This window comes from Haloflavibacter putidus (assembly GCF_006546625.1).
GTDB classification, from domain to species: domain Bacteria; phylum Bacteroidota; class Bacteroidia; order Flavobacteriales; family Flavobacteriaceae; genus Mesonia; species Mesonia putida.
This window is the reverse complement of record NZ_VIAR01000010.1, coordinates 46,015-59,405: the sequence shown is the minus strand read 5'-3', so window position 1 is coordinate 59,405 and position 13,391 is coordinate 46,015. Positions and strand designations below refer to the sequence as shown.

The window sequence follows — 13,391 nt, the reverse complement described above, 5'->3', positions numbered from 1 at the left end:
TAAAGCTTTATTTTAATGACCTTTTAGTTATTCTTTTACTAAATTTAAAAGGATACCTTCAGCATCAATACTTAAATTTCCAGCATCCAGATTAACAATGTTCCAGGTTTCTGAAACTTCACCCATTGAAACTTCTATCTGTATTTCATTTGTAGTTTGATACATTAAAATGGAGGTGTCAAAAACACATTCTTGATTGTTATTTATGTTAAAGCGCTTTATTTCTAAAGATCCATTTTCTTTGAAGTTTAAAAAGCTATTTTTTTGACAGGTGTTTAAGGGTTCTTCTCCTTCTATACTGTCGTAAAACCATTTGCCTCTTAGTAATTCTTCGGTAGTTTTTTCTCTAACGGTAAAAGACGCCAAGTTACTTGTACTGGTATTGTCATTACTATCTTTAGCTACAACTTGCCAATAATAAGTAGTTTCTGGCTCTAGCTCTTCTTCTAGATCTAAAAAATTAAAAGTATGATTAGTAGCAATTATATTTTGTGGCGGATTTTGAGTGCCTAAATAGACATCGTAAGTAATATTATCGTCATTTGGGTGTGTTGCTGCTTCCCATGTTAATTCTGGGAGTAAGTCTACATTGTTACTGTTGTTGGGAGTTAGAAGGTTAAAATCGTCTGGTCCAGGGTTAGTAGTAGCATCATCACTGCTACAGGCAGTTAAAACGAATAGACTGATACATAAGATAAAAATGTTACTTTTCATAAAGGTTAATTTTTTCATTCTTAAAATTAATTGTTGTTGTTAAATTGGTTTAGAGAATACCCGTGCCAAAACACTAAGATTATTGGTTGACACGGGTAAGTTTAGTTTTGTAATTATTGTTTAAAATAGTCCGGAATTAAAACGGAATGTCCCGGTTATATTTATTTGCTCTACTTCTTGAGTAGTAATGTCATCAAAGGTTCCGTCTAATTGCATATCAAAAGATGCTGCGCCGCCGGCTGTAGAGACATCGAATACTTCTAAATTGCTAATGCTTACAGTACCGGAAAGAGAGCTGTAGCCACTTGTATAACTGTCGAAAGTAAAAACCAAACCGGATACGTCTAATGTTTCGTTCCAACCATTATCAAGATCTCCTAAAGGTAACGGCTGTCCGTTAGATAATACTAAACCGCCAGACATATTTAAATTGTTTGTTTGGTCATTTAAATAAACAGTTATCACCTCTTGTCCTTCTTCTTGATCGTTGAGATATACGGCAGACATACCACCATCTTGGTATTCTTCGTTTAAATTCCAGGTTTTGCTGTACTCTCCAACTCCTTCAATAGTTATGTCATAAGAGCTTACCGCATTATTTGGATCTCCCGGTCCGGAAGGGCCACCATCGTCGTCACTGCTACAAGCTACAAAAGTAAAACTAAAGGCTAGAAGCAGTATTTTTAAATTTTGTCGAATAAATTTCATCGTATTTGTTTTTATGTGTTTATAGTTTCTATTTTTTCTAAAAGGAAGTTTAAATTTTAAACTTCACACCGGCACCAATTACCAACTGGCCATCATCTATTATTACATATTTAAGATTGGCAAAAGGCATGATGTTGTCTCCTAAGTCTAGGTTTACTCCTGCACCTAAGTTTAGGCCTATTTTACCATCGCTAGCTTCATAACTTCCCCCGTAAGGGCCAAAATCCACATCAGATTTTACCTCTATTTGACTGTAATTTATACCAGCCAAACCAAAAAGCTGAAAGCCTTCGTCTTGTAAAAAGTAATAATTTGCATCTGCGTTAAGCTCCCACCAGTTCCATTTTATAGGACCTTCTTCTTTAGGGAGATAGTAGACAAAGCTTGGAGCTATACTTAACTTTTCTAAAATGCCAAACTCTGCTGTTGCGCCTATTCCTAAGTTTTCTATTTCTGAGCCATAGGCCAACATACCGCCAACTCTGGTTTCTACTTGGGCGTTACTTACAAAAAGACCGCCTATTAGTAAGCAAAGGCTGGTAATACATAATTTTAGTTTCATAATGTTTGTGATTTATAAATGGTTAAAGGTTTACGTTAATTATAGGTTTTGGAACCATTTCTCATAATGGGTTCCTAAAATAGGTACTGGTTTTTGTTTGCTATTTATTGCGTTTAACAATCCCATAATCCATAAATAAAGAAGAAAGAAAGTTCCTAGAATAGAAACAATCCAGCCTAGAATTGGTATTAAGCCAATTACCCCCAGTGCAAGACCGCTTAGCATTAATCCTAAAGATTGCTTTATATGGTATTGGGCGTAACTGCTTTTTTCTTCATTATTCATCACAAAGGCTACAATTAATCCTATTAAGGTTAGATAGGCTATAATGCCAATGTTTTTCTCTTTGTCTGCAATTTCTATTTTATGTTCTGCTTGTGTTTGCATAATTTTTGTCTTTAGCGTTTAAAACTGTTGGTAACCACCGGTAGAAAAGTCATAATCTGTTTCGGTTAATTCTACGCAGCGCATTTCCATATTTCTTTTGCTTTTTCTTTTATGTTTCATTTTCATATACATAACCAAAGCATTTTCTGCCATAGCTAGCTCCTCTGGAAAATTGGTATTTTTATCCTGCCCAAAGCCTACCATACTTACGGGTGCGTCTGTTGTGTAATAAAAATCTATGCTATAGTCTTCATTCTCAAAACGCTTACCTTTACATTGGTAACCCAAAAATGTTTTTCCGGGTAAATCTGTATAGGTATAATCGTTGGTTGCATCTTGGTTTTGCACTTGCGAGAGGTCTAAGCTGGAAGACTGCATCATTTTTCTTCCGCCGGCATTCATAAAAGTATATTGCATATCGCTATCGCCATCTGTTATTAAAAACATTCCTACAGAAGCGGGACCGGTTTCTATGCCCATATAATCTCCTTTTTTAGTTAAAAAGTAAACCATGTTCATTTCGTGATCCTGCGTTTTCATTTGCATCGTATAACGATAATCAAAACTATAAGTGCTCTGCGGCGCCTTTTTAACAGTAGTTTTTTTTGAGCGTTTCTTTTTCTTTCTAGTAGAATTAAAAATACCATCCATGCCCTTGCCAACCTCGTCTCCGGTTTTGTTGGCACTTTTGTCTAAGACTACATCTTCGGCTTTTTTTTCTACTTTCTTTTTTAGTTTTTCTAAAAACTGTCCTTGTGCGGGTTGATAGAATAGTAGGAAGACAAGTCCTAAAAATCCTATTTTCAGTAAATTCTGCATAACGTGTTGTGTTTTAGGTTGTCCCAAATATCACAGCTTAAAAGCTTACATAAAAGACAAAGTATATAATGGCACCTAAAAAATGTATAGTTGGTGAAGTTTGCTGTATAATTGGAAAATTAAACCTCTCGTATTTTTTTAGGGAAGAAATTACAAGTTACACGCAAAATTTATACATCTATACGTAAAATGTAACCGGTTATACAAAAATGTTTAAACTTCTATTTATTTTCAGTAAATTAGGGCAGATACCTGAAAAAACTTTTAGACCATGTTGAATGTACTCCTCATAGACGACGAATTAAAATCTATAAAAAGCCTAAAGTGGGAATTGGAAAGTTTTTGTAGCAATGTAAAAGTAGATGCTTTTTTTACCGATCCTGAAGAGGCTTTGATCTATCTTAAAAACCACCCAATAGATTGTGTTTTTTTAGATATTGAAATGCCTAATATGGATGGTTTTCAATTTCTACAAAATTTTGAAGAACGCAATTTCGAGGTAGTTTTTGTTACTGCTTACGATCAATACGCAGTAAAGGCGATTAAAGAAAGTGCCTTAGATTATTTATTAAAACCAATAGACTCAGACGATTTAATCACTACAATAGAAAAAATAAAAGCAAGAAAAGCTCCTAAAGTAAAAGATTTGTTAGAAGAGAGTTTACTTGATCTTTCTAATTCTAACAAACGTGTAGCTATTCCCGTTGACGGGAAACTGGTTTTTCTGCATCCCGAAGAAGTCTTGTATTGCGAGAGCGACGGCAATTATTGCAGGATATTTTTAGAAGACGAAAAGTCTTTGTTTGTGAGCAAAAAATTAAAAGAAATTCAGGCAATTTTACCAGAAGATAAGTTTTACCGCGTACATAATTCTTATGTGGTAAATATGAAACGCATACGAGAATATTTAAAACAAGAAGGTTATGTAATGTTAGATAACGGAAAGAAAATACCGGTGTCGCGCAATAAAAAATCTTCATTCTTAGAAAAAATGTAATGGGCAGCTTAGATTTTGCACCACATCACTTTTTATGGCACCTAAGCACCACGGCCGTATTTCTGCTATTTATAATTAGTAGCATAATAAGCTACCATTCAAAAGAAAGGAGTTTTCAGAAATATGCTTTCTACAGTTTTTTTCTTTTATGCTTTTTATTGCTAAAAACACCTTATGACATTCCGTTAAGGGATAAGATATTAACCACTAGTTTACAACCCTTAAATTGGTATGTTCAAGTAATATATAATTGCTTATACTTTTTGTTTTTTATGGAATTTGTAGATCTCTATGTCTATAAAAAAAAACTCTATAAAAGCCTCAAAAAAATTGTAACCACCGTTTTTATAGCTTCTAGTATTCTTTTGGTAATTGCCATGCTTTGGTTACCTGCTTTTTTCTATCAAAAATTCTTTTTATACGCCTTTACTCCGGGCATGTTTTTATTGGGTGTTTACGTTATTATACGCGTTTTGCAGTTGCCGGGTAATTTAAAATACTTTATTTGTTTTGGTAGTATCACCTATATTATTTTGGCAGTTTATGCCTTAATACTCAGCTTTGGATACGAAGATTATGGACAATTGCTGCTTATGCCAATTGTCTATTTTTATATAGGTATTTTTTTAGAACACCTGGTTTTTGCTTTAGGGCTTGCTTATAAAGTGCGCACTATAAACCGGAAACTTATTTATCAATTACAAGAAAACCAACGTATAAAAAACGAACAAAACATATTGTTAGAATGGGAGTTGGAAAAAAAAGAAGATGAGGTTTTAAAACTTAACGCTCAAGCAGAGCAAGACCGTATCAATCAATTAAAGACAAAGTTTAAACAAGAAATACACGAGTTGCACCTTACTTCTTTACAAAGCCAAATGAATCCGCATTTTATTTTTAATGCCCTTAACTCTATTAAAGTATATTTTATAGACAACGATAAAGAAAAAGCTATTTATTACCTGAATAAATTTTCTAAACTTATTAGAAAAATACTCGAAGGCTCTCGCGCCAAACAACATAGTTTACAAGAAGAAGTAGAATTAATAGAATTGTATATGGGTATAGAAAATATGCGTTTTGAAGATACCATACATTTTTCTATAAACATAGAAGGCAACCCAGATCTTAGCAGTTTAAAAGTGCCACCTTTAATTTTACAACCTTTTGTAGAAAATGCTTTATGGCACGGGTTAACCTTAAGCAAACGCGAAAAACGCCTCGAAATAAAAATTTATCAAAAAGACAATAAAGTCTTGTTAGAAATGGAAGATAACGGCATTGGTCGCAAAAAATCTGCAGAATATAAAAGCAAAAAAACCTGGAAGAGAAATTCGGTTGGTTTAAAAATGACCAAAGAACGCTTGCGTTATTTTAATACAGAACACGATAAAAATCACCACTTCGAAATAATAGACCTCTATAAAAACGAGGAAGCAATAGGTACCAAAGTGATTTTTTATTTTGAATAAAAACTTAGCTGCGTTTTGTGTCTTTTTGCATAGCCAAAGCAATTTCCTCTAATTCTTCGTACCAAGCTTCTCCAAATTTCTTTACCAAAGCTTCTTTTACAAATTTATAAATTGGCGTTTGTAATTCTTTGCCCAAACTGCAAGCGGGATCGCAAATTGGCCAACGATGGTAATTTAAAGCGGTAAATTGGGAATACTCTTGCAATCTAATAGGGTAAAGCTCACAAGAAATAGGTTTTTTCCAATCTATTTTTCCGGCCCGATAAGCCGCTTCAATTCCGCATAAAGCAATGCCTCTATCGTCAAAAGTTACATACGCACATTCTTTGCCGTTTACCAAGGGCGTCTCTATTTCGTCAAAATCGTTGGTAACGTAGGTGCCTTGTTCTTCTATTGCTTTTACGCCTTCTGTGCGTAAAAAAGGTTTAATTGTAGGGTAGTGCTTTTCCAGTAAATCTACTTCGGCGGTTTCTACCGGGGCCCCGGCTTCTCCTTCTACACAACACGCGCCTTTACAAGCAGATAAATTACAGACAAAATCTTTTTTAATGATGTCTTCAGACAGTATGGTTTTTCCTAATTGAAACATAAGGGCAAAGGTAAAAGTTATTTTAAAAGAAACAAGGATGTACTTTACGGAAAAAAGGTTTAGTTTATAAAGCGCAATAACTTCCGTAAAGCCCAAAAAGACCTCATTTTTTTGAGTGTTTTTTAAGTCGTAATAGACTGTTTATTATCGATTAAATTTTAATAAAATTTTTGGCAGAAAAACACTTGCCAGCTTTGAATTTTAGAATACTTTTGCGCGATTTTTAAACGACTTATACTATGAACCTTGATTTTAAAGAAATATTTACTGCCGGAATGATTTTATTTGCGGTAATAGATATTACAGGAAGCATTCCCATTATTGTAGATCTGCGCAAAAAAGCGGGACATATACAGAGCGAAAAGGCCTCTATTGTTGCCGGCATATTAATGATTTTATTTTTGTTTGTAGGTGAAGAGATTTTAGGTCTAATTGGGATAGATGTAAACTCGTTTGCCGTTGCCGGGGCATTTATTCTCTTCTTTTTGGCTTTAGAAATGATTTTGGGTGTACAACTTTATAAAGACGATGCGCCCGAAACAGCTTCTATTGTACCTTTAGCTTTTCCGTTGGTAGCCGGCGCGGGTACTATGACTACCTTGCTTTCTTTGCGAGCAGAATACGAAACCATAAATATAATTGGCGCCATAATTGGCAATATTGTAATTGTATATATTGTCCTTAAACTATCGGGAAAAATAGAAAAAGTATTAGGAAGTCAAGGTATTAGTGTGGTACGTAAAATTTTTGGTGTAATTTTGTTGGCAATTGCGGTAAAATTATTTGCCACTAATATTCAAAACTTATTTTCTTAGTTATGAAGTACCTCATCTATTTTATATTATTTTCTGCAATGGCTTTAATGGTTTATAATGCCAGTTTGTTAGATTTTGATCACCCTTTCGGGGAAGAAAGTAGCACGGCCCTGGCTGGGGTTGTTGCAGCTTTGTGTGTTATTGTGCTTATGTTTATCTTGATTGTAAGTCGCGCTATTCAAAAGCGTGTAAACGAGGCTTCTTAAATTGTTTGTTAAGAGCTTGTAGCTAAATCTTGCACTTTTTGCAGCATTAGGTCTTTTTTATTTACTATTTGCTCAAAAGCATTGGTGCCAAATAATTGTTGTGCCATTGTAGCTTTAAGATAGCGTTGCATTAAATTGCGGTAGTGTAGGGCATCAAAATCAAAATTAAATTCTTTTAGATAAGCAATAAAATCGTCTACAATTTGCGGTCCTACAATTTCTTTGGCTTTAAAGCTTTGCAGATCTAAATTATTGTAATATTCGCGGTCTTTTTCTAGTATATCAAAAATAAAACGATCCATCACGCCGCCACGTAGCATATAACTTAAGCTTTCGCGCTCAAAATTGGTGTCTTTGCCTACAAAAACATCGGGTATTATTCCGCCGCCACCATATACAGTTTTACCCTTTGGGGTTTTATATTTTAAGGAGTCTGTTACATTAATACTATCGCGTTCTTTTAATTCGCCGTTTTCATAGCGTTGCAAATAATCTTCAAAATATGCTTTGTTGCCGTTGGTATAGGGTTTTTGAATAGAACGTCCCGTAGGTGTGTAATAGCGTGCAACAGTTAATCTTACTGCGCTGCCATCTCCCAATTCCATCTCGCGTTGTACCAAACCTTTTCCGTAAGAACGTCTGCCAATTATGGTACCAATATCATTATCTTGTAAAGCGCCGGCAATAACTTCGCTGGCAGAAGCGGTATTTTCGTTAATTAAAACATAAACCGGCTCGTTTTCAAAATCGCCATCTGGAGTAGCATAGGTTTTCTTTATTTTACCCGATTTATTTTTTGTAAAAACAATTAGTTTTCCCTTCGGTAAAAACTCGTCTGCTATTTTTACGGCCTCATCTAAATAGCCGCCGCCATTATCGCGTAAATCTAATACCAGTTCTTTGGCGCCCTCTTTTCGTAAGTTTTTCTCTGCTTCTCTAAACTCGCGATAAGTAGTTTCCGAAAAACGATTTACTTTTATATACCCCAACTTATCAGAAAGCATATAGGCAGCGTCTACACTGGTTAGAGGTATGCTGCTACGCTTTACGCTGACATTAAAAAGACTGTCTTGATTTTTACGATAAATTTTTAAATTCACGGTAGAACCTTCTTCGCCTTGTAGGATTTTGGTAAGCGAATCGTTAGAAATTTCTTTACCAAACAATTGATGCTTATCTGCAAATAAAATCCTATCGCCACCTTTTATACCTGCTTTTTCGCTTGGGCTATTAGGCAATGGCCGCACCACAGCAATAGTGTCATCTATAGTATAAAAACGAATGCCAATACCAACAAAATCGCCTTTCATATTTTGTGCAACATTCTGGTAATCTGCTTTAGGAATATAAATAGAATGCGGGTCAAGATTGGTTAAAATACTATTTACGGTAACATCTACGATGCTATCTGTATTTACATCGTCTACATACTCGTAGTCTATATAATTTATAAGTCGGTTTAATTTTTGTCTTTTGCTGTTGCCGTTAAATAACGTCTCCGGACTATCTGAAAAGTTTAACGAAGCGCCAATAAGAACACCAATGGCGCAAGCAGCGCCAATTATGAGGGGTAAATATTTTTTAGAATAGGTTTTCAATCTTCGTTTAATTCTGTTATGTGCGTTATTTCTACACCGGCACGATTTAAAAAATCTAAGCCGGCATTATCTTTATAGTTATTTTGGTACACTACACGTTTTATGCCAGCTTGGTGAATTAATTTACTACAATCTTTGCAAGGAGACATTGTAATGTATAAGGTAGCATTTTTACAAGATTGTGTAGAACCTGCCACTTTTAATATGGCGTTGGCTTCTGCGTGCAAAACAAACCATTTTGTTAAACCGGCTTCATCTTCACAAACGTTTTCAAATCCGCTTGGAGTACCATTATAACCGTCAGAAATTATCATGCGTTCTTTTACAATAATGGCACCTACTTGCCGGCGTTTGCAATGCGAGAGTTTACCCCACTCGTTTGCAATGCGCAGATAGGCTTTGTCAAATTTTAATTGTTTTTTTAAAGACATGGTTAAAAAAAGTTGTTATAATATCCAATTTTCGCGCAACATAGGAATGGTAAGCCCTATTATAATTGCCGAAATTATAAGCACCCAATCGCGTTTGGACAACCTAAATATATTCTGAAAAATAAAGGCTAATAGCAAAACGATTAAGACTACAATTAATTGTGCGGCCTCTATACCTACCGCAAATGCAAGTAAGCGTAAAACTTCTATTCCGCCGCTACCGGTAGTACTTACAAAGAAAGACGAAAATCCGAAACCGTGAATTAAGCCAAAAAATAAAGTTACCACATACAGCAATAAAATAGAACCATTTTTTGTTTTGCCGGCAGTAAACAAGTTATAAAAAGCAGTAATTAAAATAGAAACGGGAATTAAAAACTCTATTAAACTACCCGAAACTGCCAAAACATCGTAGGCAGCAAGAACCAAAGAGGCAGTATGACCAATGGTAAATAAGGTTACCAAACCAACCACGCGTTTCCAATCTTTAAAAGTAGAAGCAGCTACCAAAACGGTTAAAAATAAAACGTGGTCGTAGGCATTCCAGTCTAAAACATGGGTTAAGCCTAAATTAAAGTAAATTGAAAAATCGTTCATGGTTTGTTAGACATTACAAAACTGCTCCAAACTTACATTTTTCGAGATTAAAAGCCTAAATAATTAGATAAAAACCGTAGGTGTTTTTATTTTTTTAAACTTCTTTAGGAAAAATTTTCCGTAAAGAAAACGCTAAGCCTTGTCGGTTACTATTTTAAGAATAAACTTGAGAAGAATTTTATAATTTAAGAAAGTTTATTCGTTGGTTTTAGAATCTTCTTTAGAATTGGTTGTGTCGTAATATTCTTGGGCATTTTCATCTTTAAAAACCAACATACGATGCGGGAATGGCATTACAATTCCTTCCGTGTCAAAGCGTTTTTTAATGCTTTCGTATAAATCGCATTTAAGATCAAATGAGTTTTCATAATTATTGGTCCACACCCACGCCCGCAGCATTACACAAGATTCTTGCAGTTCTACCACTTTTACCAAAACCACCGGCTCTTTATTGGCTTTTTCTAATGGGCTGCGGTTGTCTATGGTAAAGGGATGGTTCATGCTTTCTTCGTACATTATTTTCTTTGCCAGATCTAAATCGCTGTCGTACGAAACACGTATAAAAACCCATTGGCGTACTTTATTATCGTTTAAATCATAATTTATTAAGCGCTCTTTATTAATAATCGCGTTGGGAATTACAATCATTTTGTTTTGAAAGTCACGAATTACGGTGTGTCGCAAAGTAATATCGTGTACGGTTCCCATCATCTCGTCTGTAATTTTAACGATATCGCCAATTTTGAAAGGTTTAAAAGTGATTATAAAAATACCGCTCACCAAATTTGCCAAGGCTTCTTGCGAAGCTATACCAATTACCACGGCTAAGATTCCTGCACCGCCTAAAATGGTACCGGCCAAAGTTCGTAAAGAAGGAAAAGCCAAAATAATTAGTAAAAGACCTAAAGAATAAACTGCAATAGTGGCCAAATACTGTATAAAGCGCAGGTTGGTAGAATCTTCTCCTTCGTTTATTTTCTCTTGAATTTGTTTGCTAAAAAACAATTGCATTACCGCCGCAAACAATATGGTAAGAATTATAATTACGCCCACATAAACAATCAATTCCAATTGATCTTTTACCTTATCAACCGTTTCTTGGTTTAAGAATACAAAACTCATTGTTCCTAACCCAATAATAACCCATAAAGTGTTTAAAATCTGCTTTACGCGCAATAAACTTTTCAGGCTTTTGCGACTAAATTTAGCTTGCAGTTTTTTGTTTAGAAATGTATAGGTAAATTGGGTAAGCCATAAAAGTAAAATTACGGTTAAAAGGGTAAAACCTATAAACAATAAATCGTCTTTATGTGCGATAAAAAATTTTTTCATAATCGGTTGCTTTTCCCTTGCAAGGTTCTTTTTCAAAAGTAAGTAAATTTTTGTCCTTTTTTCTTTACGGAATAGAAAGGGAGTATTTTACAGCTTGTAAAGCATTCTAAATTTAAAAAATGTCTACCGCAATTCGTCAGGCTGAAAAAATAAAATATCTTGCAAGATATCGAAATGTAGAACGCTATGCAGCATAAGTTTTTATACTTAAATTTATTTTTTTTACTACTGTCATTTTTCGGCTACAGCCAAACAGATAGTTTGATTTTAACCAATCAAGATGTTATTGTTGGTGAAATAAAAGGCCTAAATAAAAATGTGCTTAGCATAGAAACCGCTTATAGCGATAAAGATTTTAAAATAGAATGGAGCAAGATTAAACGCATTAAAACCAAGCAAGAATTTTCTATAAATTTGGTAAACGGCAAACGTTTTAATGGCCAATTAGTATCTACTCAAGCAGATAGTGTTAGAAAGATAAACATTGTAAAAAACAAAGACACTTTAGCACAAGTAGATCGTGCCGCCATTGTTTTTCTAGACGTGGTAAAAACCAATTTTTGGAGCAGACTTTCTGCCAGCGTTGGTTTAGGATACAATTATACCAAAGCAAAAAATTTACAGCAATTTAGCGTGCGCAGCACTTTGGGTTATAAAGCTACAAGATGGAGTATAGACGGTTCTTACAACGATATACGCTCGTACCAAGACGATGTAGAAAACGTAAGTCGTATAGATGCAAATTTGGGCTACCAATATTCGATTAAAAAAGATTGGTTTCTAACCGCAGATGTTTCTTGGCTTTCTAATACCGCTCAAAATTTAGATCTGCGTACATTGGGCAAAGTTGGAGTTGGTAAATTTATAATTCGTACCAATAAAATGTATTGGGGGTCGCAAGTTGGTGCATCTTATAACAACGAAAGTTACGATGTAATCGAAGGCACCACCTCCAAAAATAGTGCGGAAGCTTTTTTAGGCTCTGAATTAAATTTATACAATGTGGGCGATATTAACTTGCTAACCAAAGTAGCGTTTTATCCTAGTTTAACAGAGTCTGAACGTATGCGAATAGATTACAGCTTAGACTTAAAATACGATTTACCGTTTAATTTTTACATCAACTTAGGGCTTGGTTTAAACTACGATAACCGTCCGGTTAAAAATGGAAGCGAAACAGATTATGTTTTTCAAAGCATTTTGGGCTGGGAGTGGTAAGCGGTTAATAAGATATAATTAAACTTTTTTTACAGAAGTTTTAACCCTCTAGGGCTTAGATAATGTGTAACTTTAAGAAAAAATCTATGTTTAACCTACACCAAATAGAAGGAACCCAAATTTATGCCTTCACGGTAGAAGGAGAATTAAACACCCGCGATTTAGAAGATTTTTATTATTTGTTAGACCGGAAATTAGAAGAAAAACAGAAAATAAAACTGTTGGCAGAATTTAAAGAATTTCCGGGTTTTGAAAGTTTTAAAGCTTTTAGCGAGACCTTTAAACTAAAATTTAAAGCCCTAACCAATATAGAGAAATACGCGGTGGTATCTGATGCCGGTTGGATAAAAGCTTTTACGCCTTTGGGCAATTTACTAACGCCAAGAATACCCATCAAGCATTTTGCTGCAAAAGAAAAAGACCAGGCAATTACCTGGCTTAACAAATCGTATCATAAAACCTTTACGGAAGAAGAATATTTAACCCAATTAGATTTCGAAAAGTTAGATAATTCTAATATTTATAAATTTACTATAGATGGTAAAATAGATCAAGGAGCAATAGAAGCGCTTTACGGAATTATAAAAAACAAAGAAGAAAAGGTAAACTTATTGGCGGTTTTTAAAAATTTTGATGGCTTTGATAGTTTTAAAACTTTTCTTAAAAGCATAAAAGTAGATTTTGAAAGCATCTCTCAAGTAAATAAATATGCCGTTGTTAGCAATAAAAAATGGATAGAGAAAATTTTGACCTTAGAAGATAAAATCTTTCAATCTGTTACTTTAAAATATTTTTCTCTCGAAGAAGAAAAAGAAGCTATTAAATGGTTAAAAGCTTAGAAGAGAAAATAAACAAAACTTCTAATCTACAATATTTATTACCAAAGCAGCTTAAGTTTAACTTCTATTAATACGCGCTTTTTCGTTTCCACGAAAGTGAAAAACAA

The 13,391-nt window shown here is 34.3% G+C and carries 16 protein-coding genes; 6 read left to right on the top strand and 10 right to left on the bottom strand.

What is annotated here, in order from left to right; translation table 11 throughout:
• Positions 1-27: 27 nt before the first annotated feature.
• The 5 genes from FKR84_RS10155 to FKR84_RS10135 all read right to left on the bottom strand — a co-directional run bounded on the left by FKR84_RS10155 (position 28) and on the right by FKR84_RS10135 (position 3,190).
• The gene (locus tag FKR84_RS10155; protein WP_141422201.1) at positions 28-714 is read right to left on the bottom strand and encodes a hypothetical protein; all 687 of its coding nucleotides are present in this window, start codon (positions 712-714) and stop codon (positions 28-30) included.
• Between the two features lie 120 nt (positions 715-834).
• Positions 835-1,422: a hypothetical protein gene (locus FKR84_RS10150; protein ID WP_141422200.1), complete on the bottom strand. Its 588-nt coding sequence runs from the start codon at positions 1,420-1,422 to the stop codon at positions 835-837.
• 49 nt (positions 1,423-1,471) lie between these two features.
• Positions 1,472-1,984, bottom strand: coding sequence for an outer membrane protein (locus FKR84_RS10145; protein WP_141422199.1), 513 nt, complete (start codon positions 1,982-1,984; stop codon positions 1,472-1,474).
• A 39-nt stretch (positions 1,985-2,023) separates the two neighbouring features.
• On the bottom strand, positions 2,024-2,371 hold the full coding sequence (locus FKR84_RS10140; protein ID WP_141422198.1) for a DUF4870 domain-containing protein: 348 nt from the start codon (positions 2,369-2,371) through the stop codon (positions 2,024-2,026).
• A gap of 18 nt (positions 2,372-2,389) precedes the next feature.
• Positions 2,390-3,190, bottom strand: a complete 801-nt coding sequence (locus tag FKR84_RS10135) for a hypothetical protein (RefSeq protein ID WP_141422197.1) — start codon at positions 3,188-3,190, stop codon at positions 2,390-2,392.
• Positions 3,191-3,461: 271 nt separating this feature from the next.
• Between FKR84_RS10135 and FKR84_RS10130 the strand changes: the two genes are divergently transcribed.
• Both FKR84_RS10130 and FKR84_RS10125 read left to right on the top strand, forming a co-directional pair.
• Positions 3,462-4,187, top strand: a complete 726-nt coding sequence (locus FKR84_RS10130) for a LytR/AlgR family response regulator transcription factor (protein ID WP_141422196.1) — start codon at positions 3,462-3,464, stop codon at positions 4,185-4,187.
• A gap of 272 nt (positions 4,188-4,459) precedes the next feature.
• Positions 4,460-5,659, top strand: coding sequence for a sensor histidine kinase (locus FKR84_RS10125; protein WP_233357735.1), 1,200 nt, complete (start codon positions 4,460-4,462; stop codon positions 5,657-5,659).
• A gap of 4 nt (positions 5,660-5,663) precedes the next feature.
• Here the strand turns inward: FKR84_RS10125 and FKR84_RS10120 are convergent, their stop codons facing one another.
• Positions 5,664-6,248 carry a DUF3109 family protein gene (locus FKR84_RS10120; protein ID WP_141422194.1) on the bottom strand — a complete coding sequence of 195 codons (585 nt, stop codon included), beginning with the start codon at positions 6,246-6,248 and terminating at the stop codon, positions 5,664-5,666.
• 239 nt (positions 6,249-6,487) lie between these two features.
• Between FKR84_RS10120 and FKR84_RS10115 the strand changes: the two genes are divergently transcribed.
• Both FKR84_RS10115 and FKR84_RS10110 read left to right on the top strand, forming a co-directional pair.
• Positions 6,488-7,063 (top strand): MarC family protein, encoded by a 576-nt coding sequence (locus FKR84_RS10115; protein WP_141422193.1) that lies wholly within the window; start codon positions 6,488-6,490, stop codon positions 7,061-7,063.
• A 2-nt stretch (positions 7,064-7,065) separates the two neighbouring features.
• Complete coding sequence (locus FKR84_RS10110) at positions 7,066-7,269, top strand: hypothetical protein (protein WP_141422192.1); 204 nt, start codon at positions 7,066-7,068, stop codon at positions 7,267-7,269.
• An 8-nt stretch (positions 7,270-7,277) separates the two neighbouring features.
• On the opposite strand, the gene FKR84_RS10105 is transcribed toward FKR84_RS10110, so the two are convergent.
• The 4 genes from FKR84_RS10105 to FKR84_RS10090 form a co-directional block, all read right to left on the bottom strand.
• Complete coding sequence (locus FKR84_RS10105; RefSeq protein ID WP_141422191.1) at positions 7,278-8,867, bottom strand: S41 family peptidase; 1,590 nt, start codon at positions 8,865-8,867, stop codon at positions 7,278-7,280.
• Positions 8,864-9,298, bottom strand: coding sequence for a deoxycytidylate deaminase (locus FKR84_RS10100; RefSeq protein WP_141422190.1), 435 nt, complete (start codon positions 9,296-9,298; stop codon positions 8,864-8,866). Before FKR84_RS10100 ends, FKR84_RS10105 begins: the two co-directional genes overlap by 4 nt.
• 15 nt (positions 9,299-9,313) lie before the next feature.
• Positions 9,314-9,895 carry a HupE/UreJ family protein gene (locus FKR84_RS10095; RefSeq protein WP_141422189.1) on the bottom strand — a complete coding sequence of 194 codons (582 nt, stop codon included), beginning with the start codon at positions 9,893-9,895 and terminating at the stop codon, positions 9,314-9,316.
• Positions 9,896-10,090: 195 nt separating this feature from the next.
• Complete coding sequence (locus FKR84_RS10090) at positions 10,091-11,227, bottom strand: mechanosensitive ion channel family protein (RefSeq protein WP_141422188.1); 1,137 nt, start codon at positions 11,225-11,227, stop codon at positions 10,091-10,093.
• Positions 11,228-11,488: 261 nt separating this feature from the next.
• Here FKR84_RS10090 and FKR84_RS10085 point away from each other — a divergent pair, with 261 nt between their 5' ends.
• Together FKR84_RS10085 and FKR84_RS10080 are read left to right on the top strand one after the other, a co-directional pair.
• Complete coding sequence (locus FKR84_RS10085; protein WP_233357734.1) at positions 11,489-12,445, top strand: DUF481 domain-containing protein; 957 nt, start codon at positions 11,489-11,491, stop codon at positions 12,443-12,445.
• A gap of 86 nt (positions 12,446-12,531) precedes the next feature.
• On the top strand, positions 12,532-13,284 hold the full coding sequence (locus tag FKR84_RS10080) for a SpoIIAA family protein (RefSeq protein WP_233357733.1): 753 nt from the start codon (positions 12,532-12,534) through the stop codon (positions 13,282-13,284).
• Positions 13,285-13,391: the final 107 nt, after the last annotated feature.